This window comes from Saccharibacillus endophyticus, assembly GCF_013185185.1.
In the GTDB taxonomy this organism is placed as follows: domain Bacteria; phylum Bacillota; class Bacilli; order Paenibacillales; family Paenibacillaceae; genus Saccharibacillus; species Saccharibacillus endophyticus.
In genome coordinates, this window is sequence record NZ_JAAZWE010000001.1 from 467819 (window position 1) to 491353 (window position 23535).

Annotated in this window: 19 protein-coding genes; 14 read left to right on the forward strand and 5 right to left on the reverse strand. The window is 53.5% G+C overall.

Features of this window, described 5'->3' with window-relative positions; all coding sequences use genetic code 11:
* The first annotated feature begins 10 nt into the window (after positions 1 to 10).
* From HRQ63_RS02180 to HRQ63_RS02230, 11 genes are all read left to right on the forward strand, one after another.
* Entirely contained in the window at positions 11 to 592 is a 582-nt protein-coding gene (locus tag HRQ63_RS02180) for a TetR/AcrR family transcriptional regulator (RefSeq protein ID WP_172238450.1), read from the forward strand.
* 217 nt (positions 593 to 809) lie between these two features.
* A complete protein-coding gene (locus HRQ63_RS02185; RefSeq protein WP_172238453.1) occupies positions 810 to 1859 on the forward strand; it encodes an NADH:flavin oxidoreductase in 1050 nt (349 codons plus the stop codon).
* Between the two features lie 42 nt (positions 1860 to 1901).
* Entirely contained in the window at positions 1902 to 1979 is a 78-nt protein-coding gene (locus HRQ63_RS26345; protein WP_371873195.1) for a MerR family DNA-binding transcriptional regulator, read from the forward strand.
* A gap of 212 nt (positions 1980 to 2191) precedes the next feature.
* Positions 2192 to 5017 carry a sugar-binding domain-containing protein gene (locus tag HRQ63_RS02195; RefSeq protein ID WP_172238456.1) on the forward strand — a complete coding sequence of 942 codons (2826 nt, stop codon included), beginning with the start codon at positions 2192 to 2194 and terminating at the stop codon, positions 5015 to 5017.
* A 119-nt stretch (positions 5018 to 5136) separates the two neighbouring features.
* On the forward strand, positions 5137 to 5691 hold the full coding sequence (locus tag HRQ63_RS02200; protein WP_172240504.1) for a DUF4334 domain-containing protein: 555 nt from the start codon (positions 5137 to 5139) through the stop codon (positions 5689 to 5691).
* A gap of 268 nt (positions 5692 to 5959) precedes the next feature.
* Positions 5960 to 6649, forward strand: a complete 690-nt coding sequence (locus HRQ63_RS02205; RefSeq protein WP_172238459.1) for a response regulator transcription factor — start codon at positions 5960 to 5962, stop codon at positions 6647 to 6649.
* Positions 6636 to 8072, forward strand: a complete 1437-nt coding sequence (locus HRQ63_RS02210; protein ID WP_172238462.1) for a HAMP domain-containing sensor histidine kinase — start codon at positions 6636 to 6638, stop codon at positions 8070 to 8072. The genes HRQ63_RS02205 and HRQ63_RS02210 overlap by 14 nt, the downstream gene beginning before the upstream one ends.
* 4 nt (positions 8073 to 8076) lie before the next feature.
* Positions 8077 to 8487 (forward strand): flagellar basal body rod protein FlgB, encoded by a 411-nt coding sequence (flgB, locus tag HRQ63_RS02215; RefSeq protein WP_037288268.1) that lies wholly within the window; start codon positions 8077 to 8079, stop codon positions 8485 to 8487.
* Positions 8488 to 8795: 308 nt separating this feature from the next.
* A complete protein-coding gene (locus tag HRQ63_RS02220) occupies positions 8796 to 8996 on the forward strand; it encodes a cold-shock protein (protein ID WP_037288271.1) in 201 nt (66 codons plus the stop codon).
* 309 nt (positions 8997 to 9305) lie between these two features.
* Positions 9306 to 10232 (forward strand): bifunctional helix-turn-helix transcriptional regulator/GNAT family N-acetyltransferase, encoded by a 927-nt coding sequence (locus HRQ63_RS02225; protein ID WP_172238465.1) that lies wholly within the window; start codon positions 9306 to 9308, stop codon positions 10230 to 10232.
* A gap of 100 nt (positions 10233 to 10332) precedes the next feature.
* A complete protein-coding gene (locus HRQ63_RS02230; RefSeq protein ID WP_172238468.1) occupies positions 10333 to 11382 on the forward strand; it encodes a hypothetical protein in 1050 nt (349 codons plus the stop codon).
* 102 nt (positions 11383 to 11484) lie between these two features.
* On the opposite strand, the gene HRQ63_RS02235 is transcribed toward HRQ63_RS02230, so the two are convergent.
* Positions 11485 to 12435 carry an AraC family transcriptional regulator gene (locus tag HRQ63_RS02235; RefSeq protein ID WP_172238471.1) on the reverse strand — a complete coding sequence of 317 codons (951 nt, stop codon included), beginning with the start codon at positions 12433 to 12435 and terminating at the stop codon, positions 11485 to 11487.
* A gap of 211 nt (positions 12436 to 12646) precedes the next feature.
* On the opposite strand from HRQ63_RS02235, the gene HRQ63_RS02240 reads away from it, so the two are divergent.
* Positions 12647 to 13627, forward strand: coding sequence for an aldo/keto reductase (locus tag HRQ63_RS02240; protein ID WP_172238474.1), 981 nt, complete (start codon positions 12647 to 12649; stop codon positions 13625 to 13627).
* 58 nt (positions 13628 to 13685) lie between these two features.
* On the opposite strand, the gene HRQ63_RS02245 is transcribed toward HRQ63_RS02240, so the two are convergent.
* Positions 13686 to 14558, reverse strand: a complete 873-nt coding sequence (locus HRQ63_RS02245; RefSeq protein WP_172238477.1) for an AraC family transcriptional regulator — start codon at positions 14556 to 14558, stop codon at positions 13686 to 13688.
* Positions 14559 to 14745: 187 nt separating this feature from the next.
* Between HRQ63_RS02245 and HRQ63_RS02250 the strand changes: the two genes are divergently transcribed.
* On the forward strand, positions 14746 to 20646 hold the full coding sequence (locus HRQ63_RS02250) for a rhamnogalacturonan lyase family protein (protein WP_172238480.1): 5901 nt from the start codon (positions 14746 to 14748) through the stop codon (positions 20644 to 20646).
* 97 nt (positions 20647 to 20743) lie between these two features.
* Here HRQ63_RS02250 and HRQ63_RS02255 read toward each other — a convergent pair whose 3' ends face one another.
* Genes HRQ63_RS02255 through HRQ63_RS02265 form a run of 3 tightly spaced genes read right to left on the reverse strand, consistent with a single transcriptional unit; the run spans position 20744 to position 22616 of the window.
* The gene (locus HRQ63_RS02255) at positions 20744 to 21112 is read right to left on the reverse strand and encodes a GntR family transcriptional regulator (RefSeq protein ID WP_172238483.1); all 369 of its coding nucleotides are present in this window, start codon (positions 21110 to 21112) and stop codon (positions 20744 to 20746) included.
* A gap of 3 nt (positions 21113 to 21115) precedes the next feature.
* A complete protein-coding gene (locus HRQ63_RS02260) occupies positions 21116 to 21769 on the reverse strand; it encodes an ABC-2 transporter permease (protein WP_172238486.1) in 654 nt (217 codons plus the stop codon).
* Positions 21762 to 22616: an ABC transporter ATP-binding protein gene (locus tag HRQ63_RS02265; RefSeq protein WP_172238489.1), complete on the reverse strand. Its 855-nt coding sequence runs from the start codon at positions 22614 to 22616 to the stop codon at positions 21762 to 21764. Before HRQ63_RS02265 ends, HRQ63_RS02260 begins: the two co-directional genes overlap by 8 nt.
* A 182-nt stretch (positions 22617 to 22798) precedes the next feature.
* On the opposite strand from HRQ63_RS02265, the gene HRQ63_RS02270 reads away from it, so the two are divergent.
* Positions 22799 to 23404, forward strand: coding sequence for a sugar O-acetyltransferase (locus HRQ63_RS02270; protein WP_172238492.1), 606 nt, complete (start codon positions 22799 to 22801; stop codon positions 23402 to 23404).
* The last annotated feature ends 131 nt before the right edge of the window (positions 23405 to 23535 follow it).

Genomic DNA, 23535 nt, shown 5'->3' on the forward strand with positions numbered 1-23535 from the left:
CACTCGTCCCATGAGCAGACCGAGAGAATTCGACGCCGACCTCGCGCTTCGCCGATGCATGGAGGTGTTCTGGACGAAAGGGTTTCATGCGACGTCCTATGAAGACCTGACTCGCACGACGCAGGTGAAGAAGCAGAGTTTGTACGGCGTGTTTAAGAACAAGCGGGAGTTATTTTTGAAGTCGTTGGCTTTATATCGGGAAGAAAACCTGTCTGTCTTGGAAAAAAGGATGGCCTGCGAAACATCGCCGGTCCGACGACTCGAAGCGATCTGCGAAGCGGCTTTATACGCGGACGACGAAGCCAGAATTCGCGGCTGCTTGATCATCAATACTTCGTTGGAATTCGGAAACGGGGACGCGGACATCAACCGGGAAATCGGACAGATGATGGAACGTACCGAAGGAATGATCGAACAGGCGATACGCGACGGGCAAGCGGAAGGCGCGATTACTTCGCGTTTGGGCAGCCGCGAACTGGCTCTTCATCTGAGCAACGCGATCAACGGAGCGAAGATGATGGAGAAATCGGGCATATCCCGGGAAGAAATACTCGGCGTTTTGCGCACCTCGATTGCTTTAATCGAAGCGTAGCGCTTTGCAAGAGGCGAATACCGGCTTATCGAAGAAGATGCGCCGGTTATTTTTCGGCTTTTAGTTGACCAGTCGGTCAAGAATAAAGAGATATTTGAATAAGGGGGTGAGGCTTCTAGGGCAGCTTGCAGACGATGACTTTTGACGATGACCAAGCGGTATTCACATATTCAATCTATTTCACATTTTGATCACACATATTAGGAGGCTATTCGCCATGACCGATTCGCAATCCGTAAAATCCGTTCAATCTTTGTTCCAACCGTTCCGGGTAGGCAATCTTTCGCTGTCCAACCGAATCGTGATGGCGCCGATGACCCGTCAATTCTCGCCTGAAGGCGTACCGGGAGACAATGTCGCCGCCTATTACCGCCGCAGAGCGGAAAACGGCGTCGGCCTGATCGTGACGGAAGGAACGGTCATCGACCATCCGGACGCGTCCAATCAGCAAAACGTGCCGCATATCCACGGCGAAGCCGCGCTTGCAGGATGGAAAAACGTCGTGTCCGAAGTCCATGCCGCAGGAGGCAAGATCATTCCGCAGATCTGGCATATGGGCGCTCGCGGCCAAGTCGGCGATTATACCGAAGCGGAAGTCGCGGATATCGTGAAGCAATTCGCGCATTCGGCAGCCGCGGCGAAAGAAATCGGCTTCGACGGCGTCGAGCTGCACGGAGCGCACGAGTACCTGATCGATCAATTTTTCTGGGGCAAAACGAATCCGCGCACCGATCGTTACGGCGGCGATATGGTGGAGCGCACGCGCTTCGCGGTCGAAGTGATCGAAGCGGTTCGCGCCGCGGTCGGACCCGACTTCCCGATCGTGTTCCGTTTCTCCCAATGGAAAGGAAGCGATTATACGGCGAAGCTGGCCGAGACGCCGGAAGAACTCGAACAGTTCCTGAAGCCGCTGAGCGAAGCGGGCGTCGACGTCTTCCACTGCTCCACGCGCCGCTTCTGGCAGCCCGAGTTCGAAGGTTCCGATCTGAACCTCGCGGGCTGGACGAAAAAGCTGACGGGCAAACCGACGATCACGGTCGGATCGGTAGGTCTGGACGGCGAATTCATGACGCTGTTCAAAGAAGGCAAAGGCGCGGAAGTAAGCGGGATCGAGCAACTGCTGGAGCGTCTGGAGCAAAACGAGTTCGATCTGGTCGCGATCGGCCGCGCGTTGATTGCCGATCCGGCTTGGTCGGATAAAGTGCAGCAAGGACGCCAAGACGAACTGGTGGCGTTCTCGCCGGCAGCATTGCAGGAGCTTTATTAAGGAAAGCTTGCAATTCGCCAAAAGCATCCAAGGACTGATTCGATTGGAGAGTTTGCGGCTATCGTCGGCATACCCGCCAGCAAGCTTCGGTATTACGAAAAAGAAAATCCGCATCCGTAAGGGAAAAAGCCCGTTCGACGCGAACACTCGCATTGAACGGGCTTTTTTACATGCCGAGCAGGCGAGATAGCAGAATCAGTCGGTTTCTTAGCCGGATATTCATTTCTTTTTCGCACAACGAACTCTACAATCAAGGTACATGCAACGAAGCCTTTGGCTTAAATTGATAACGCTTACCGAGTAGTTTGCGATAATCGAAAAGGAGTGAAAAAATGATCGATTTGCAATCGGCAGCCCGGATTCGACTGAACGGAAGTTGGAACTATGTATTGGACCCGGAAGACGTCGGAGAAACGGAGCAGTGGTACGAGCAAGGATTGCTCCAATCCAAAGAATCGCCGCAAACATTGAACTTTCCGGGAACGTTAACTTCTAACGGAATCGGTACGCCTTATACGTGGAACGGTGAAATGGACAAGGAAGCGATTCGTTCTCTTCGCCAACGGCATTCTTATGTCGGAGCGGCCTGGTACGAGATCGAAGTCGATGTTCCCGCGGACTGGCAGGGCAGCAAGGGGGTTGTCGTTTTGTTGGAGCGTGTCATGTTCCAATCTTCGCTTTGGGTAAACGGGAGTTTTGCAGGACGCTGCGACAGTTTATCCGTTCCGCATGAATACCAAGCGGACGCGTTGATTCGGACCGGGCAAAAAAATCGGATCACGCTGCGCATCGATAACCGGGATGTGCAGCGGATCGGCAATTACCCGAGCGCCTACACCGACGAGACGCAGACGATCTGGAACGGTGTCGTGGGACGAATGGAGTTGCAGGCTTATGAGAAAATTCGGATTACGGATGTGCATATTTTCCCGCATGACGATCTGCGCACGGTGACTGTAACCGGAGTGTGTCATAACGAAACGGATACGGAACTGCACGCGTTCATCGATCTGTCCGCGCATGTTCTGGGCACCGATCCCGATACGGTTTCGCAAAATGACTCTCCGTCTGCACCGTCGAATCGACAAGAACGCCTCGTTCTTCCTGCGCAAACGCAGAAGACGTTTAGCTGGAGCTATGACCTGGGACCGAATCCGCTGCTATGGGACGAATTTAGGCCTAATCGATATGCGCTTAAACTGGAACTGCGAGCAAATACGGAAACCAGCCAAACTCGCTCCTCCAACCAAGTCTTTTACGCAGAGACTGTTCAATCCTTCGCGCTCCGGCGTTTCTTGACGGACGGAAGAAAGCTTACGATCAACGGCCGGCCTGTTTTCTTGCGCGGCACGCTGGAATGCTGCATTTTCCCGCTGACCGGATACCCGCCGACGGAACTCGAAGATTGGCTGAAGCTGATGGGCACGGTCAAAAGCTACGGCCTGAACCATGTTCGTTTCCATTCCTGGTGTCCGCCCGAAGCGGCTTTCGAGGCGGCGGATCGCTTAGGCGTGTATCTGCAAGTCGAAGGCCCGGCGTGGATGGATACTTGGAATACGCCGGTCGGCGCGCATCCCGAGCATTACGCGTATCTGCCGGAGGAAGCGCATCGGATCGCGAAGGCATACGGCAATCACCCGTCGTTCTGCATTTTTAGCAACGGCAATGAGCTGAACGGCGATTTCGGGCTGCTGCACCGGATTGCGGAAGAGCTGCGAACGTCGGATAACCGACATTTGTATACGCTGACGACGAACTGGGACAGACAGCCCGACCCGGCGGAGGATCTGTTCTGTACGCAATCGGTCGACGGGACGGGGATTCGCGGACAATTTTATCCGGATGAGCTGGCGGACGGAACGATGCTGGACTTCAGGGAAGCGGTGGTGAAGCGGGATATGCCCGTGGTGGCGCACGAAGTCGGACAATATACGGTGTACCCTGACGTTGATACGATTGCGGATTATTCCGGCGCGCTGCGGGCAGTCAATCTGGAAGCGATCCGGGGGGATTTGGAGAGACGCGGATTGTCGGGCGACGTGCGCAAATTCGTACAGAGCTCGGGCATGCTGTCGCTCCGGTTGTACCGCGACGAGATCGAAGCCGCGCTGCGGACACCGGAGTTCGGCGGCTTCCAACTGCTCGATCTGCACGACTTTCCGGGACAAAGCACCGCGACGATCGGCATTCTGGATGCTTTTTGGCAGTCGAAAGGCCTGATCGAGCCGGAGCAATTCCGAGCGTTTTGCGGACCGACGGTTCTGCTGCTGCGGATGCCGAAGCGCGTGTATACGGCGGCGGAAGCTTTTGAAGCAGAGATCCAAATCGCTCATTTCGGAGAAAAGGAGCTGCCGCCTTCGCGCCTTGAATGGTCGATTGCGGACAGGTCCGGACATGTGCTGGATCGCGGGGAGCTGAATACGCAGCAGATCGGCTTCGGCTCGGGAATCCCGTTGGGAAGACTGCAATCCGATGCGCTGAATCAAGTTGCGCAGAGCACCGAGCTGCGTGTGGCGATCGAGCTGCCGGAGATCAAGGTTCGCAACGAATGGTCGATCTGGGTTTATACGCAGCCTCGGCTTGGAAAAGAAGATCATGGAGCGACGAGCGAAGCTTCCGGCTCCGAGATTACGATAACGAACGATTGGAACGAAGAGACCCGGCAAGTGCTGGAAAGCGGCGGCTCCGTTCTATTCCTCGCTCACGCGGCCCAGCTGACGCATGCGGTTCCCGGCAAGTTCGCGCCCGTATTTTGGAGTCCGGTCCATTTCGAGACGGATAACCCTTGCGGCATTTGGGTGGATCATGCGCATGGCGCTTTGGCCGGATTCCCGACTGCCGGTTATGCGGAGCATCAGTGGAAAGACCTGTTGGATCGTTCCGTGTCGCTGATCGCGCCGAAGGAACTGCCTTTCGAGCCGATCGTTCAGGTCATTCCGAACTTTTTCCATAATCGCAAAATGACCAATCTGATCGAATACCGCGCAGGCCGGGGCAAGCTGTTGATCTGCGGGATGGATATCGACAGCGATTTGGAGCAGCGTCCGGCGGCCGCGCAGCTTCGCAGCAGCCTGCTGACGTATATGAATAGCGGGCGTTTTATGCCGAAGACGGTGCTTGAAACCGAACAGCTTCAGGAGCTGTTGCGGAGAAAGTAAGCTTGCCGCGCATTGAACGACCGATTGCCTCATGTTACGATCAATGCGCGATAGCGTTACAAATGTAACAGGCGTCGACTCCTACTTCAAACCGCCAAAGGAGAGAACGGGTTTTGAATATGAAAAAAGAGCAGTTGAACCGAATGTTAAGCCGCCGATCTTCGCAGGAAGAGGCTTTTGCATTCTTTGATACATTGGAAGCGGCGGAGCCGCACGAGATGTGGGGCGTATGGAAAGGCGAAGAGCTGGCGACCGGTCATGCTTTCGAGGGTTTGCTCACGGCTTCCGGCTGGTACGGCAAAGAATTTCTCAGCGCCGAGCACGTGCATCCTCTGGTATTCGAGAAAAAGAACGGCGATTTATATAAGGTCAATCCGCTGCTGATTCCGCTCAATCTGCCTTTCGACAAAATTCCGAGACGGCTGATCCGTCCCGCGATGACACTGATCCGCCCGATTATCCGGACGAAGAAAAGCGCCGCCCGGCTGCGCAAGGTGGAGTATCGGGGCAAACTCGGCGCGTCGATGGTTTACGATAAAAAGGATATTATCGACGTCTTCCGCAAAGTCGATCCGGACACGCTGCTCGGGATCATGGACATTAAAAGCATGGATACGGACGATACTTACTTTTTCGTGTTGAACCGGGTCAACGGAAGAGGGCTTTTGGCGTAAGCGGAAAAATCGCCGTCGTAACGGGTTCATTCTTCGGCCGGCATCGCGCGGAAGACTGTTTCCTCAAGCATGGGCGATGAGCGCATTATGGAAATTGAAGCGAACGGTTTTCTATCCAAGAGCCTATAATGGAGATGACGGATCGATGCGCGGAGTTCCGTTAACCGGGGCTCTTTTTTGCGTTCGGATCCATCATGAAAAAAATTTAATGCTCTCTTCAGAGCGCTTTTATTACACTATTATAAAGTGGGAAAAGGAGCTGACGCCTATGCGTATTTTGGTCATTGAAGATGAAGAGGCGTTGTCCGACTTCATCGTGCTGGAGCTTCGGCATGAAGGTTATGAAGCCGTCCCTGCGTATGAAGGAAGAGAAGGCCTGGAGCAGGCGCTCGGCGAAGAGTGGGATCTGGTCCTGCTTGATCTGATGCTGCCCGGCTTGAACGGAATCGAGGTATGCAGGCGATTGAAAGCCGTCAAGGATACGCCGGTCATCATGATTACCGCGAGAGACAGCGTGATGGATCGCGTGGCGGGACTCGATAGCGGCGCCGACGATTACATGCCCAAGCCGTTCGCGATCGAAGAATTGCTCGCGCGCATCCGGGTGATCCGCAGACGTCAGGAGAAATCGCAGACTCCCGCGCCGATGTCGCTGACGTTCAAAGACCTTGAATTGAATATCGAATCGCGCATGCTGCGCAAAGACGATCAATGGATCGAACTGACGAAAAAAGAATACGAGCTGTTGTTCATTTTTATGAAGAATATCAATCGGGTTCTGCCCCGGGATCTGCTTCTGGAACGAATTTGGGGACATGACGTGGGGATCGAGACGAACGTGGTGGACGTGTACGTCCGGCATGTGCGCAACAAGCTGGACACTCGCGGCGGGGACATTGAAGCGTATATCCAAACGGTCCGGGGGATCGGATACGTGATGCGGCATGAGAAAGATTAAGCTGCCGGTATGGAAGACGCTCGATATCAAGTGGAAGCTGACGTTATGGTCCGCTTTTCATCTGATTTTGCTCTTTTTCTTCTACAATCTGCTTCAGTTCTCGATCCTGCAAGGATGGGTGCATAACCATGAGAAGGATATCATCCGCAAAAACATGGAAGAAGCCGTCGTATATCTGCACAGCATCGAAGGTTCAGGAAAAGTGGCGGACAGCCGATATTATCTGAACGTGCTGAACGAGCGGCATCAGTTGATCCGAATCGTGAACGAACGGAATATGCCGGTCGTCACGGTGACGAATAAAGTAGACGAAGACTGGGTCGCTCCGCGCTATGCCGATATGGAGCCTGAAGAACAGACTTCGCCCACGGGGGATACGCTGCTCGTTTACCGCAAGCCGATCGATTTCGGTTCCGAACGTTTTACCGTCGAGATCGTGCGCAACATGGAAAATTTCGAAAGCCTGATCACGCTGATCACCAGCCTGCTTGTGGCAACCGGATTGATCTCGATCGTGCTCAGCCTGATCGGCGGCCGGATGATTTCGTACCAACTGCTGAATCCGATCAACGCCATGATTCGAACGATGAAAGGGATTCGGGAAAAAGGGCTTAAGGAACGCGTCCAGATCAGCAATCCGCAGGATGAACTGACCGAGCTGTCCACCATGTTCAACGAGCTGATGGATAGCCTGTCCAAGTCGTTCGACCAACAGCAGCAGTTCATCGAAGACGCTTCGCACGAGCTGAAGACGCCGCTTACGATTATCCACGGTCATCTGTCGCTGATCAAGCGCTGGGGCAAGGACGATCCCGAAGTGCTGGAACGTTCGATTCAACTCAGCCTGAACGAGACGAACCGGCTCATCCATATGGTATCGGAGCTGTTGATCCTGACCCGCGCCGACGGCGCGGATGCTTCCGTATACGGACCTCCGGGGCCGATTCGGATCAGGCCGGCCGTCGAGGAGATCGTCGAGAACTTCCAGACGCTTCAACCGGAATTCCGTATTCTGACCCGGATCGAGCTGGAAGAGAACTTTACGCTGCCGATCCGAAAAAATCATCTTCAACAGCTGTTGATTATCGCGTTCGACAATGCGATCAAGCACGCCAGGGACAGCAAAAAGATACGCGTCGACGCCAAGATCGAAGATTCGTCGTTCAAGCTCGCGATCAAAGATTACGGAGCCGGAATCCCGCAAGAGGATTTGCCGTTCGTGACAAACCGCTTTTACCGGGTCGATAAAGCGCGAAGCCGCAAAGAAGGCGGCAACGGCCTCGGATTATCGATCGCCAAACGGCTGCTGGACGATTACGGCGGGTATCTGGATATCGATAGCGTCTACGGAGAATGGACCGAGGTGACGATTCGGTTCCCGCTCGCGCAAGTCGCATCGGAACGAACCCTTATAAAGGAGTGAGACCATGATTCAATCGACGAACGTGAAGCTGCATCAGTCGATCTTGCAGGCATTAAATGCCCGCAACGAAGTGACGGCGAACAATATCGCCAACGCGGATACCCCGCATTACAAAAGAAAAACGGTCGTCTTCGAAGACGAGCTTCGCAAAGCGATCGAAGGCGGGCGCAGCGAGCTGGAACTCAAAACGAATAACGCCCGCCATATGACGATCCGCTCGACGACCGGCGATGCAGCCGTACCTTTCCGGATCGTCGAAGACAAAGGCGCCAAGATGAACAACAATAACAACAGCGTCGATATCGACGTGGAGATGGCGACGCTGTCGGAAACTCAACTGATGTACAACTATACGGCCGACCGGGTCAGCGGGCATTACAAGAAATATAAAGAAATGCTTCAGGGTTTAAAATAAAAAAAAGCCGAATCGGCAAACTGAAAAAGCTGTCGAAAAGCCTTTGTTTTGGCGGTGCGACAGCTTTTTCAAACGATTCGGAGCTTAGTAAAATCATATATTTATTTTTTATATTTTTTAGGAGGCTTGTATTCCTCGGTTCGATAGGGTATAGTGACGTTAAGAAAGCCCTGACCCAAACTTACATGTTGCAGAGGGTTGTTATAGGATTAGCGAATAACCTTGTGCAATATGTGATTTTTAATTTTATCGGATGCTTTTTCTGAATAAATGAGGTCATGTAAATTTAATTTTTGGAGGTACCTCACATGCAAACAGGTACAGTTAAATGGTTTAACGCAGACAAAGGTTTTGGTTTCATCGAAGTTGAAGGCGGCAACGACGTGTTCGTTCACTTCTCCGCTATTCAAGGCGACGGTTTCAAAACTCTTGACGAAGGCCAACGCGTAGAATTCAACGTAGTTGAAGGCGCTCGTGGACCACAAGCTGAGAACGTTGTAAAGCTGTAATACTTTTTTAAGTGAAAGAAGCCGTACGCTGAATAAGCGTACGGCTTCTTTTTTTGCATTGTTCGAGCAGGCAACGTGACCGGAGAACTGCGGCAAGCAGGGTTAGTGCGGCGCTGCTGAGGGCCTTTCGAGCGGAACGCCTGCTCCATTGGGTATCCTGTTCTTCGTCTGCGCATTCGGTTGTTTGACCGTATTAGGAACATCGGACTTGGGATGTTTTTTTAGTTGACGCAGTCAAACTTAATCGCTATACTTCTTTTATATTTGACTGAGTCAAGTTCATTAATCATGAAACGGGAGGAATCCAGTATGCGTTCAGAAACATCCATGATTGCCGATATTCGCCGATTCAGCCGGTTTTATACGAGAGTATTGGGATTGTTGGATTCGCGTTTGTTAAGCACCGAGTTTTCGCTATCTGAGGTGCGCGTGCTGTACGAGATCGGAACGACACCGGATTGCACGGCCAAGATGCTGATCGATTGGCTGAATATCGACGCGGGGTATCTGAGCCGGATCATGAAAAAATTCGAGAAATCAGGTCTGGCTTACCGCGTGCAGTCGGAAGAAGACGGACGTTCTTATCTGCTGCATTTATCGGAAAAAGGAAAAGAAACGCTGGAGAAAATGGACGCGTTATCCAACAAGCAGGTTCGTCAACTGATCAGCCAAGTATCGGATCGGAGTCAAGCCGAATTATCCGCCGGCATGAAGACTATCGAAAGAATATTGTCCGAGGATCGCGACCTGCCCGACATCGAGATCCGTACCGATATTCGCCCCGGCGATATCGGCATGCTGATTCATCTGCACGGTTGGATTTATGCGCAGGAATGCGGCTACAACCACGTCTTCGAAGCCTACGTCTGCCGTACGTTTTACGAGTGGATGGAACGTTATGACCCGGAGAACGATCGAATTTGGTTAGCCGAAGCGGACGGACGGATCGTGGGAAGCATTGCGGTCATCGGAAAAGGCGAAGGTATCGCGCAGCTCCGATGGTTCATTCTGCATCCGGATTACCGGGGCGCCGGGTTGGGCAAGCAGCTGTTCGAACAAGCGATGGCGTATGGGCGGGAAAAAGGGCTGCGGCAGATGTTCTTGGAAACGACCGACGATCAGGAGACGGCGATCCGCATGTACGAAAAGAGCGGATTCCGGAAGACGGGGGAGCATGCGAACGAAGCCTGGGGCGTCCGCCATATCGAACGGACGTATACGTTGGAGTTGGGTTGAAGGGGAATGAAGGAGCAGTAAAACTCCTCTTTTGATGTATAGTAAAAGAATGGATGCAGAATCATTTATTTCTTATGCTCGCAATTCAAAGGAGGAGCTTATGCTATTTAAAGAGCTGAAAGAAACAATGCTGATTCCTGACCGTGAAATGATGTTGAATCGTCTGGTGAGTATAAGAGGTGCCGATGTTCTGCTGATTTCGATCACATCGGAGAACGGGCTTCGCAAATTGTGGACGCTGCGTGAAATTCCGGACTGGATGTATGAAGAAAAGCCGGATTACCAGCCTGAAGAGAATCGAACCCATCGCCAGCGCATGCAGGGGGCTTTACAAGACAAGGCGGCTTTCGGCGATCAGGAAGATTCCATCTCCAAAATGATCATTCAAGGGCAGCTTATGACGTTCGGTACATCGCAGTCCACGTTCTGTACGGAACAGGATCATGAAGCGTATATGAAGCTGCAGCATTTTGTTGAACAAGGAATGGAGCTGGCAAGCTTTGCGGACGTTAGAGTAGATCGTTTGTTTTTGACTTTTTACGAGCAGGACGCTTCCGAGCCTTTTCCCGACCTGGATTCGGAAAAGGAACTGGATATTGCGTTGAAGTTCAATAGCACGTCGCGTCAGATCAGCGTACGTACGGAGCCGATCGTGCTGGAATTCGGAGATGCGCCGAAAGAGGTCAAGCATTCCTTTTACGATCCCGTTAGCGGGAAAGATCGATTCTTCTACATCAAAGCGTTGACGCGAGAAGATGTTTGGAAAATAACCGAAGAAAATTTCGCCAAGCCGACTCCTCCGAGTTCGACGGAAGAAGAATGGCAGCACTTCAAAAATCAATATTTGCGGGGACTTGAACGTGCTTGTCCCAAAGGTCAAGAATTGGCTGTCGTCGAATACGAATCCGAAGACGATATTCAATTGGCGTTGTATTCCGAAGATTTTTTGGATTCGAAACCTGTATCCTTCACTAGCGAATCCGGAGACTTGCACTTTTCCGTATTTTATTCGTCCGTAAAACTAGGGCCCGACGGCTTCAAGCATCAAACGACAGTGGTCGGGCTGATTGATCGAACGTTTGATGGGAGTCTGGTCATTGAACTGGTGTCTTACCGCCAAGAACTTCCGGAGAAAACCATTACGTTTTGATCGGATTCCATAGTCGACATACCAAAGCGAGGTCCGTGCCTGCCCGGCGCGGATCTTGCTTTTTTCGTGTCGGTGAGTTTACCTATACGCGCTAAGTCTTGTTTATCCTCCGTACCGTTCCTTCATCCGCCGAATATCCGCGCGCGGCGAGCTTCCGAACAGTCGCGAATATTCCCGGCTGAATTGCGACTGGCTTTCGTAGCCGACGCGGAACGCGATGCCGGCAATATCCGTCGACTCGGCAAGCAGCAGACGTCTCGCTTCCTGAAGCCTTAACTGCTTTTGAAACTGAATCGGGCTCATGGCGGTGACTTCCTTGAACTGCCGGTGCAGCGACGAGACGCCGAGATTAGCCAATCGGGCCAATTCCTCGACGGGGAGCGTTCGATCGTAGTTCGCCAGAATATGCTCGATTACCGTTCGAATCCGCCGCGCGCTGCTGCCTTCCGCGGCCATCTGCTTCAAGGAGTCGCCATGCGGACCTTGCAGCACCCAGTAGAGCAGTTCCTTTTTGAAAAGAGGGGCCAGAACGGGAATATGCTGCGGTTGATCCAACAAGGAGCCTAACCGAACCGCTGCATCCAGCAAAGGCTTCTCCGCATCGCCCACGAACATGGCTCGTTTGGCTTTTTTGTCGCGGATCGGCTTGAGGTTCGCATGATTCATCACATCCAGCACTTCGGCCGGAGTGAATTCGATCTTGAACGCCAGATACGGACTTTCGGCCGAAGCCTGAACGACTTGCCCGGTAACGGGAAGTTCGACGGAGGCCACGATGCAATGACCCGGGCCGTAGCGAAAACGCTGCTCGCCGAGCCACACTTCCTTTTCCCCCTGGACGATTAGGCAAAACGAGATTTCGTTCACCCGGGCGACGGGTTCGCTGACCTCCGACTCACGAACCAAATATAACGACGGGACCATTGTAGAGTGAACGCCGTCCGTTTGCGCGTGTTTCCTGATCAGTCCATTTAATTGCGGCACGTCGACGGAGGGCTTATCGGAGACTTCTTTAGAAACTTCGGTGAAAGATTCGTCTGTCGTTTCGCTCATCCGCAACCTCTCCTTTTTCGCAAAATCTTGTTCGGTTTCCGCCTTGAACCCATCTTATCCGATATTGCGCTTTGGAAAAAGGGAGTTGAGAGCTTTAGGCAAAAAGAGAGCAGGAATACGAATAGGGATTGCGCAGAGCTTGTGGCATAATCGGAACTATAACGAACGAATTCACTTTTGAACTTACGGACCGACAAGGGAGGATATCGAAATGGAATACGTGAAGCTGGGAAACACGGGACTCGACGTATCGAAGTTTTGTCTGGGCTGCATGGGGTTCGGCGACCCGAAAAAATGGATTCATTCCTGGGTATTGAACGAAGAGGAAAGCCGCCCCGTCATCCGAAAAGCGTTGGAGCTGGGGATCAACTTTTTCGATACGGCCAATGTCTATTCGACTGGAGCCAGCGAGGAGATTCTGGGGCGGGCCATTCGAGACTATGCGAACCGCGACGAAATCGTGTTGGCCACGAAGCTGCACGGCCGCATGCACGACGGGCCGAACGGCGCGGGCCTGTCCCGCAAAGCAATCTTGAGCGAAATCGACAACAGCCTTAAGCGGCTCGGCACGGATTACGTGGACTTGTATATCATTCACCGCTGGGATTACGAGACGCCGATCGAAGAAACGATGGAGGCGCTGCATGATGTCGTGAAATCCGGAAAGGCGAGGTACATCGGCGCTTCCGCCATGTATGCCTGGCAGTTCCAGAAGGCGCTCTATACCGCGGACAAACACGGCTGGACGAAATTCGTCTCCATGCAGAATCACTTGAATCTGATTTATCGCGAGGAAGAACGTGAGATGCTGCCGCTGTGCCGGGCCGAAGGGATCGGCGTTACGCCTTACAGTCCGCTCGCTTCCGGCAGATTGACGCGGGACGCGTCGGAGAAAACGGAGCGCTTGGAGAGCGATCAGGTGCAGAAGTCCAAGTACGACGGGGCGGCGGATGCCGATCGGGTCATTATCGAACGCGTGGCGGAGCTTGCGGAGCGGTACACGGTACCCCGTACGCATATTGCGCTCGCCTGGCTGCTGCAAAAAGAACCCGTTACGGCTCCGATCATCGGCGCGACGAAGATCGCTCATCTGGATAACGCGCTCGGAGCGCTCGATCTGAAGCTCGCACCGGAGGATATAGCGTGGTTGGAAGAGCCTTATGCGCCGCATCCGATCATCGGGCATAGCTAATAAGCAAAAAGGCTTCGACGTACCTCGTGCGTACGTCGAAGCCTTTTTTTCATGCCGATCATTCGTAATAAATCGCCTCATACGGAAACTCCAGCTTATTCAGACGATACTCCGTAGGCGACATGGACATGTACTGCCGGAATACTTTGCCGAAGTAGCTGGGACTTTCGAAGCCGCATTTTTGGCCGATCAGCGAGATGGGCAGTTCGGTCGTTCTCAGCATCGTCAACGCGGCTTCGATCCGCCGATCTTTGAGATAGGCGAGCGGAGAAGTCTGCTCGGAACGCTGGAAAAGGCGGCATAAGTAATGCTTGTTGATCTCGCAATGCTGCGCCAATAGATCCAACGTGATCGGCGAGGCATAATTGTCCCGAAGAAATCGTTTGCATTTCTCGATCGCGTTGACGGACAAAGCGCCGATATCTTTCTCCGCGTCCCGGCTGCTTTGCACGAGCGTGAGCAGCCATTGATACACCTGCACGGACAGCCGGTATCGATCCGTCACCTTTTCCTGATTGATTAATCGGATGATATTCCACAATTCCTGAATCAAAGGCGAATCCGCGTTGCGCGAAATGACATGACCTTCTTTTTCGATAACCAAGTTCCAGATCCGGCTGGCTTCCTCTCCCCGAATGTTGATCCATACGAACTCCCAAGGCTGCTTGCCTTCTTCTTTATAGTAATAACAATGCTCGTCGTCGACCTTTACCACAAGCGCATGGCCTTTCGACAAGGAAAAGGTTTGCCCGCCGATATCCAAATACCCTTGACCGCTCAGCGTATATTGAAAAACGACATGCCCGGAATCCGGTCTCGCATCGCTTGAACAGCGGTATTCGGGATGCGACACGTTCTGCCAACCTACCGAATCGACGGTCATGATCGACGCGTCGTCGTTGCGAAAAGCATAAGAAACCGTATGGTACATCGCTTATCCTCCTTTGCGAAAAGTCAATTTTGTTATAGCGGAAGTCACATTTTTTAGATTGTAGGTCTATTTTAGCACTTGTAGAATAAATGTAAACGTTACCAAGAAAGGGGGATTCGTGATTGAACCGCAGAAAATGATGTTAGAAAACCAAAATACATATTCGTAAACAGGAGGGATTCGTTCGATGAACCGAAGAAAAGGTTCCAATCAGAAATCCGCAGCTGCTTTGTTTTTAGCCTTCCTCATGATCGTTTCGTTGGTTATTCCTCCAGCACCGGCAAATGCGGAAAACACAGATTCGCTGCCGACTCGCCAAGCGGAGTACTTGGACCGTGGATTGGTTGCAGTTCTGACCGACAATGGTGTATTTCTGAGCTGGAGATATTTAAACACGGACCCGAATGATATCGCTTTCAATATATATAAAAACGGCTCTAAAGTAAACGCGTCTCCTCTGGGTGATGTCACGAATTACACGGATACGACGGGATTCGACAGCTCGCAGTACCAGATTTCGACGGTCATCGCGGGCAAAGAACAAATGCAGCCGGAAGTCGTATTGGTCTGGCATAACGACTATCTGCCGATTCCGCTGGATAAACCTGCCGACGGGCGCACCAAAGACGGCGGAACGTACTCCTATTATGCGGGCGATGCATCTGTAGCCGATCTCGACGGCGACGGCGAATACGAGATTGTCTTTCTGTGGAGCCCGAGCAATTCCAAAGACAACTCGCAAGCCGGCTATACCGGCAACGTGTACATCGACGCGATCAAAATGGACGGCACAAAGCTGTGGCGGATCGATCTGGGCGTCAATATCCGGGCGGGCGCACACTACACGCAATTGATGGTCTATGACCTGGACGGCAACGGAAAAGCCGAAGTCGTCGTGAAAACGGCGGACGGCACGATCGACGGGCAAGGTACCGTGATCGGCGACGGCACGAAGGATTACCGCAACGACGGCGGGTATATTTTGTCGGGCGCGGAATACCTGACCTTGTTCGACGGAGAGACGGGGGCCGCCGTATCGACGGTCGATTACGCTCCGCCGAGAGGCAGCGTCGGCGATTGGGGCGACGGTTACGGCAATCGGGTAGATCGCTTCCTCGGCGGCATCGCGTATCTGGACGGCAAGACGCCGAGCGTGATCATGAGCCGCGGTTATTATACGCGTACCGTCATTGCCGCTTACGATTACGAAGACGGCCGATTGGTGAAGCGGTGGGTGTTCGACACCAACGAAGCCGGCAAACAATACGAAGCGCAGGGCAACCATAACTTGAGCGTGCTGGACGCCGACGGGGACGGCAAAGACGAGATCATGTTCGGGGCGCTTGCGATCGACGACGACGGCACGTTGATGTACAGCACCGGACTCGGACACGGCGACGCCATGCACGCGGGCAAGCTTGATCCGAACCGAGAAGGTTACCAGATCATGAGCGTGCACGAACATTCTAATGCTGCATACGGCGTCGAGATGCGCGACGCCGGGACGGGAGAGATCATATGGGGCGAATTCACGGGTCGGGACACCGGACGCGGCATGTCGGCGGATATCGACCCGAATCATCCGGGCTACGAGTCCTGGGCCACGACGATTACCGACGGATCGAGCGTGCCGGTCACCGGCACGTACTCGGCTGGCGGAGAAGTTGTATACACCCCGGAGCAATCGCCGAAAACGGCAAACTTCGCGATCTGGTGGGACGGCGATTTGCAGCGCGAGCTGTTCGACCATGAATGGGACGCGGGTACGGCAAAAGGCGTTCCGATCGTATACAAATGGGATTACGAGAACAAGAAGCTGAACGAAATCTTCCGGGCGACCGGCGCGTTGACCAACAACCATACCAAGGGAAATCCGGCGCTGCAAGCGGATATCCTGGGCGATTGGCGCGAAGAGATTCTGGTGCGGAGCGAAGACAGCTCGGAATACCGTCTGTACACGACGACCATTCCTACCGAATACCGCATTCCGACGCTGATGCAGGACCCGGTCTATCGATTGGGGATCGCTTGGCAAAACGTATCGTATAATCAACCGCCGCATACGAGTTTCTACATCGGCGCGGAAGCGACCGAGTTTCCGAAAGCGAATCTGAACTTGGTCGGCGGAGGCCAACAGACGGAGGAGGTGTATCGCTTCGACTTCGGCACGGAACCGGAAGCGGGAAATACGGGCGTGCAGGATACGCTGTATAACGAACAGACGGGATACGGCTTCACGGACATCGGCAGCGTGATTGCGGAAGCCGGTCAGGTGTCTGTTCAGTCGGGAACGACGTTCGCGGTAGACCTCCCGGACGCGAATTACAAAGTCACGCTGCGGCTCGGCAGCGACTCGCGCGACTCCGACGTCGGCGTCAAGTCGGAATACGTGCAGAAGCTGGCGGTGACTTCGGTGACGGCGGGCGAACCGCTGGAATACGCTTATGACGTGGCTTTGGTGGATGGGCAGCTCGAATTCTTGTTTACAGGCTCGGCGATCGATATTCAGGATATCGTCATCGAGAAATATCCGGATAAAAAAGCCGGAGCAGCCGCGACAATCTACATGGCCGGCGATTCGACGATGCAGTCGTACAGCGAATCGCAAGCGCCGCAAGAAGGCTGGGGCCAACAGTTCGGCCGCTACTTCGCGAATGGCGCGACGGTCGTGAATAACGCGATCGGCGGTCGGAGCAGCAAGTCGTTCCTGGCGGACGGCCGCTTGGATACGATCTTGCAGCGGATCAAGCCGGGCGATTACTTCTTCATTTCTTTCGGTCATAACGATGCGAGCGCCGGAATTCCGGATCGTTATGCGTCGCCGGAAGATTATAAAATGTATCTGGCCCGTTACGTGAACGGCGCCAAGCAGCGCGGCGCGACTCCGGTGCTGCTCACGCCGGTCGGCCGCCGGGATTTCAATACGGTGACCCAGCAATTCAACGTCAGTTTCCCGGAATACGTGCAGGCGGCCAAAGAAGTGGCGGCGGAGCTGGACGTTGACCTGATCGATCTCAGCCAATTGAGCGTGGCCTACTACGATCAGCTCGGCAGCGCGGCGACGGAGAAATTGTTCCTGTATGCCAATCCGGGCGAGTATCCGAAATATCCGAACGGCGTCAGCGACAACACGCATTTCAGCGGCTACGGCGCGCAAAAGATCGCCGGATTGGTCGCGAATGCTGTGAAAGACATGGGTTTAAGCATCTCGCCGCTGGTGATCGACCCGGATCTTGAAGAACCGGAGCCGGAACCGGAAGCTCAGCTTTATGAAGAAGACTTCGAAGGCGACCCGGCCGATGTTCAATATTCCCTGGTTAACGCGACGGGAATCGGCGGAACGATGGGAGGCACGGTCGTCGATCAGGACGGCAGCAAAGTCATGTCGCTGAGCGGCAGCGGTTCCGGGCATCGGGCGAAGACCTTCCGCATCTTCGATGCCGTGAACGGCGACAAGGTTGACGTGAATTTCGATTGGCAGTCCGGCAATGTCGGCGCTTTCCCTTCGGAAGGCCATCTGACGGTGCAGGATTCCGACGAGAACGCGCTGTTTACGTTGGTTGCCAAAAACGGCGATCCTAATCTCCATTACTTCGTCGGCCCGTACGCGGCGGATTACGCAGGCGGCAACACGGCGATTCCGGAAGGCGGCACGGCGACGACGATTCCGAAAAATCAATGGGTCAACGTGGACGCCGCGATCAACTTTGCCAACAAGACGCTGGATCTGACGTTGACGAGTCGCAGCAATCCGTCGGTCGCGCAAACGATCAAAGGGTTGACGTTAAGTCCGGGCGCTTATGCCGACAACGTCAGATCGCTTCGCTTCCTGGGCACGAGAAAAGGCGGCGCGGGTACGTTGAATTGGACGACGGCGATCGACAACGTGCGGATCGAAGGCACGGAGCTGCCGCCGGAGTCCGGCGATCAGACGGCCTTGAAAGCTTTGTACGCGGAGATTCAAGACCTGGATCTGTCGTCTTATACCGAAGCTTCGCGCGCCGTGTTGAGCAAGGCGTTGACTGCTGCCGAAGGTATCATCGACAAGACGGCGACGCCGGCTCAAGTCGAACATGCATTGAATATGCTGACGGTCGCCAGAGCTTCGTTGACCGGCGAAAAGGCTGAACCGATGAGCGTATACAAATTCGACTTCGGTTCCGGCGAAGCGGCCGAGGGCTACACCCGAGTAACGGCCGACCATGCTTATATCGAAGGTAACGGTTACGGCTTCGCCGATACGGCGTTGACCGAAGACGAGAATCGGGAAACCGGCGATGCGCTGAAAGAAGATTTCACACGGGTAAACGCGACCTCCTTCCTGACGGAGTTGGAACCGGCCAACTACCGGGTGACGATGACCGTCGGCGACGCCGAGGAATCGACGAGCACGAGCGTGATCGCCGAACAGATGACCAAGCTGCCGTTGGCGACGATCACCAAAGGCGAATTCAAGGAAGTTACTTATGACGTAGCGCTGATCGACGGCGTATTCAACTTCGAGTTTGCAGGCAATTCGCCGAAGATCAACGCTTTGACGATTGAGCGTCTGCCCGATAACGGCGCGGGCGAGCAGCCCGTCATTTACCTGGCGAGCGATTCGACCGTAGCCAATTACGCGGAAAGTTACCGTCCTCAAGCCGGCTGGGGCGAGACATTGAGCCAATACTTCGATCCGGATCAAGTATCGGTCGACAACCGCGCGATCGGAGGATTAAGCAGCAAGACCTTCCTGGTCGGCGGACATCTGAACGATCTGCTGCTGGACGTGCACGAAGGCGACTATCTGTTCATGCAGTGGTCGCATAACGATTCCACGCCGTCCCGTCCGGAACGTTATCTGACGCCGGAACAATTCAAAGGCTATCTGAACACGTATATCGACGGCGCGAACCAGCGCGGCGCGACTCCGGTTCTGGTGACGCCGGTAAACCGCCGCGACTACACGGGAGAAGTGCTGAACAAAAGCTTCCCGGAATACGTGCAGGCGATGAAAGAAGTGTCTCAGGAAACCGGCACGCTGCTGGTAGATCTGAATCAGGCGAGCTGGGAGTACTTCAACGAACTCGGCAGCGAAGGCACCAAGTCGATCTTTATGTGGGTCGGCAGCACGGAAGACAATACGCATTTGCAAATGAACGGCGCGATCGAGGTGTCCGAACTCGTCGCGGGTCTGGTCAAGGAACTGAATATCCCGCTGTCCGCCTTCGTGACGCTGGATGACGAATCGGATCAGACGCCTCCGCAGACTACCGCGACGCCGACAGGCGATTTGCAAAACGGCTCCTACAAGTCAGCCGTCGAAATTGTGTTCGAGGCAACGGACGAAGAATCGGGCGTGGCCGCGACCTATTACCGGATCAACGAAGGAGAAGTTGTCGAAGGCAATCAGGTCACGCTGAATGAAGAAGGCCGGCATGTCGTCACCTATTGGAGCGTCGATGCCGCGGGCAACAAAGAAGCCGAGCAAACGCTGGAAATTTCGATCGCCTTTGCTCCTCCGCTCGCGACCGATGCTCCGGGAGTTCCTGTACTTTCGGATAACAACGGTCACGACAGCGGCTTGCGGGACGGCGATTATACGATCACGATGAATCTCTGGTGGGGGAATAACGGCAGCACTTTTAAATTGTATGAAAATGGAGAGTTTATTAAGGAAGTGCCGTTAACCGATCAATCGCCTGCCGCGCAATCGGTCAAGGTCGATATCGCGGGCAAGCCTAACGGTACCTATGTCTACACGGGCGAGCTGATCAATGCACTCGGCACCACGACAAGCGCGCCGCTGACCGTAACGGTCACGGATGCCGCGCCGGGGCAAGCCGTTTTATCGCACGATAACTGGGACCAAGACGGCAACTATCTGATCAGTATGAATCTGTGGTGGGGCACGAATGCGACCGAGTATCGATTGTACGAGAACGGCGTTCCGGTCGATACGCAGGCGCTGCAAGCCCGCACGCCCGGCGCGCAATCGGCGACAACGACGATTGCAGGCCGAGCGGCGGGAAACTATGAGTATGAAGCCGTATTGCAAAATGCAGCCGGAGAGACCCGGACGTCCAAATTGACGGTTACGGTCAAGTAAGCATAGGCAGGTCGTGGCTGCGCGCAAGGTGTGCTTTATCTAACTAAAGAACCCGCTTCAGCGCTGTTGAAAAATGCGCGTCGAAGCGGGTTCTTTTTCATTCATAAATGCTTTTCAACAACGCTATGACTTCTTCTAACGTCAGTCCGAAAGATTGATAGTACTCGATATCGACCGTCATCTGCTTCAGGATCATCTCGCTGCGCTTCTCCGTCATCCGTTCCGGCGACAGCTCCGTGATAAAGCAGCCTTTGCCCGTTACCGTGTAGATCAGGCCGGAGCGCTCAAGTTCTTCCCACGCTTTTTTCACCGTGATGATGCTGACTTGAAGCTCGACCGCGGCTTGACGGATCGGAGGGAGGGAATAACCGCCTTCCAGCTCGCCCTTCAGAATTTGCGCGCTGATTTGTTCGAAAATTTGCTGGTAGATCGGTTTTTCGGAGGTGTTGGAGATCATGATATTCATGCTTTACACTTCTACTTTCTTGAATCGTTGATAAGCGATGCGATACGCGACGTACGTTAATGCGGCAAAGATCAATACCCCCGTAAGCAGAATCGAATAATGGATCAAGCCGTCGCCGGAACCGCTGCCTTTGAACAAGTTGTACACGAACTGATTTTGAATGCCCAACCATTCGGCGCCGCCCGCGAACAGCACGGCAGCCGTACTCGCGACAAGCGTCGCCGCACCGTATTTATAAGCCGTTTTGTAGTACATCGAGATGAAAAAGAGATTGAACAGCGCCAACATGGTCAGCGTCAGTCCCCAGAAACCGGGTGTCGGCTTGAAGAAAATGTAGTCGAGATACGGATACAGGCTCAAGCTGATTTTACCGTAGATCATAGCCGTCAGCACGTGCAGCACTTCCAATAACACGATCAGCAGCACCTTCGACTTGACGACGTTTTTCTTGTCCACGGGCAGCATGCTGGTGAACATCAAGTCGTTTTGGCTTTTATAGCCGCCGAAGATGTTCGGAATCGTGATCATGCAGAAATACAGCGGAACGATAAAATACAACCAGCCGGGAATCAGCATCAAGGCTCCCGTGATAAAAGGAAGCACGAAGAAAAACGGATTCACGCCGAGCTTGATTTCTTTCAACAGCAAATTATACATGGGCAGCCTCCTTTTTGGAGTAATAGATCATGATTTCTTCGAGGTTCGGAATCGCGGTTTTGAACGCAGCGGAAGGCGTGAAGTTCTCGGTCAGGATCAAGCCGGTAAAGCCGAACGAATTGACTTTATACGAAATCAGGCGATCTTTGATGTGGTCGAGGTCTTCGACCCTGCCGTTGATCAGGCGATACCTATCGACAAAGTCTTCCTTTTCCGCGCTGTTGATGATTCGCCCGTCATGGATGTATGTAATGTAGTCGGCGCACTTTTCCAGGTCGGAGGTGATATGGGTCGAGAACAGGATGCTGATCTCCCCGCCCTGCACCAGCTCGCGGAACACGTCCAGCAGATCGTCGCGCGCCGCCGGATCGAGACCGCTCGTCGGTTCGTCCAGAATCAGCAGCTTGGCGCCGTGCGAGAGAGCAAGAACCAGGCTGTACTTCACTTTCATCCCCGTAGACAGCTCGGCAATCTTTTTGTCTTCGATCAATTTGAACTTTTGGATGTAATGGCGGTAAGACTCCTCGTTCCAGTTGTCGTAGAAGGTCTTGAAGACGTTGGTCAACGTCTTGATTTTGCTGCGCGTATAGAAATCGACATTGCCGAACGCGTATCCGACGGTCTGCTTCAGCTCGACTTCGTGCTCATTCATGCTCTTGCCCATGATCCGGATCTCGCCGCTGTCGACCGAAATCAGGTTCAGTATCGACTTGATCGTCGTAGTCTTGCCCGCGCCGTTCAGCCCGATAAAGCCCATAATATAGCCTTGCGGCAGTTGAAAAGAGACGTCGCTTAGTTGAAAGTGCGGAAACTTTTTGTTCAGGTTTTTTACGTCGAGCATAATCATATTCTCATCTCCTTTGTCGCGTATATATCGTGTATGCACAATGTATCATCGAGCTATCAGAGTGTCAACAGCGCCGAATCTTGCTTTCCGCTATTTCCTTTTCTAAAATTATCGGATACGCTTGGTTGTAATCGCTTACTGAATAAAAGAGAAGCGAAGTCGATTTTAAAGGAGTGTCGGAAGTGGAGTTCAGAGAGAAATTGCACAACGGAGATTTATATTTGCCGATGGACGAGCAGCTTATGAATGAACAACTGAAGTGCATGGAGCGTCTGTACGACTTCAATCTCACACGCCCCCTTGAGCAAGAACGTCGTCAAGAATTGCTGAAAGAGATGTTCGCCGAGATCGGAGAAGGCTGTTACATCGAACCTCCGCTTCGCGCGAATTGGGGAGGACACCATGTTCATTTCGGAAAAGGCATCTATGCGAACTTCAACCTGACGCTGGTGGACGATACGCATATCCATGTGGGCGACTATACGATGATCGGGCCGAACGTGACGATCGCGACGGCCGGACACCCGATTCTGCCTGAACTGCGGGAGCAAGCTTATCAATACAACGCCCCGGTACATATCGGCAAAAATTGCTGGATCGGCGCGGGCGTCATCATCATTCCCGGCATCACGGTCGGCGACGACTCGGTGATCGGCGCCGGCAGCATCGTGACCAAAGACATCCCGGCAGGCGTGGTCGCGGTAGGGAATCCGTGCAAAGTCATGCGGGAGATCAACGAGCGGGATCGGGAGGTTTATTTCAGAGATCGGAAGATCGAGCTGGAGTAGAGGGCTAGCGATCGGAAAATGGATATAACGGAAAAGAGTCTTCAGTTGCGGTTCGCGCACTGAATCGACTCTTTTTTTCTTTTTGTGCATTCACTTCCAGAAGAAAAGAGAGTACTATTTAGAGAGCAAGT

Excerpts from the sequence above, each read along its gene's own strand:
- HRQ63_RS02180 (WP_172238450.1), top strand. The coding sequence starts at position 11 with ATGAGCAGACCGAGAGAATTCGACGCCGACCTCGCGCTTCGCCGATGC.
- HRQ63_RS02265 (WP_172238489.1), bottom strand. The coding sequence starts at position 22,616 with ATGATTATGCTCGACGTAAAAAACCTGAACAAAAAGTTTCCGCACTTT.
- HRQ63_RS02205 (WP_172238459.1), top strand. The coding sequence starts at position 5,960 with ATGCGTATTTTGGTCATTGAAGATGAAGAGGCGTTGTCCGACTTCATC.
- HRQ63_RS02230 (WP_172238468.1), top strand. The coding sequence starts at position 10,333 with ATGCTATTTAAAGAGCTGAAAGAAACAATGCTGATTCCTGACCGTGAA.
- flgB (WP_037288268.1), top strand. The coding sequence starts at position 8,077 with ATGATTCAATCGACGAACGTGAAGCTGCATCAGTCGATCTTGCAGGCA.
- HRQ63_RS02200 (WP_172240504.1), top strand. The coding sequence starts at position 5,137 with ATGAAAAAAGAGCAGTTGAACCGAATGTTAAGCCGCCGATCTTCGCAG.
- HRQ63_RS02225 (WP_172238465.1), top strand. The coding sequence starts at position 9,306 with ATGCGTTCAGAAACATCCATGATTGCCGATATTCGCCGATTCAGCCGG.
- HRQ63_RS02185 (WP_172238453.1), top strand. The coding sequence starts at position 810 with ATGACCGATTCGCAATCCGTAAAATCCGTTCAATCTTTGTTCCAACCG.
- HRQ63_RS02220 (WP_037288271.1), top strand. The coding sequence starts at position 8,796 with ATGCAAACAGGTACAGTTAAATGGTTTAACGCAGACAAAGGTTTTGGT.
- HRQ63_RS02260 (WP_172238486.1), bottom strand. The coding sequence starts at position 21,769 with ATGTATAATTTGCTGTTGAAAGAAATCAAGCTCGGCGTGAATCCGTTT.
- HRQ63_RS02245 (WP_172238477.1), bottom strand. The coding sequence starts at position 14,558 with ATGTACCATACGGTTTCTTATGCTTTTCGCAACGACGACGCGTCGATC.
- HRQ63_RS02195 (WP_172238456.1), top strand. The coding sequence starts at position 2,192 with ATGATCGATTTGCAATCGGCAGCCCGGATTCGACTGAACGGAAGTTGG.
- HRQ63_RS02210 (WP_172238462.1), top strand. The coding sequence starts at position 6,636 with ATGAGAAAGATTAAGCTGCCGGTATGGAAGACGCTCGATATCAAGTGG.
- HRQ63_RS02255 (WP_172238483.1), bottom strand. The coding sequence starts at position 21,112 with ATGAATATCATGATCTCCAACACCTCCGAAAAACCGATCTACCAGCAA.
- HRQ63_RS02240 (WP_172238474.1), top strand. The coding sequence starts at position 12,647 with ATGGAATACGTGAAGCTGGGAAACACGGGACTCGACGTATCGAAGTTT.
- HRQ63_RS02235 (WP_172238471.1), bottom strand. The coding sequence starts at position 12,435 with ATGAGCGAAACGACAGACGAATCTTTCACCGAAGTTTCTAAAGAAGTC.
- HRQ63_RS02250 (WP_172238480.1), top strand. The coding sequence starts at position 14,746 with ATGAACCGAAGAAAAGGTTCCAATCAGAAATCCGCAGCTGCTTTGTTT.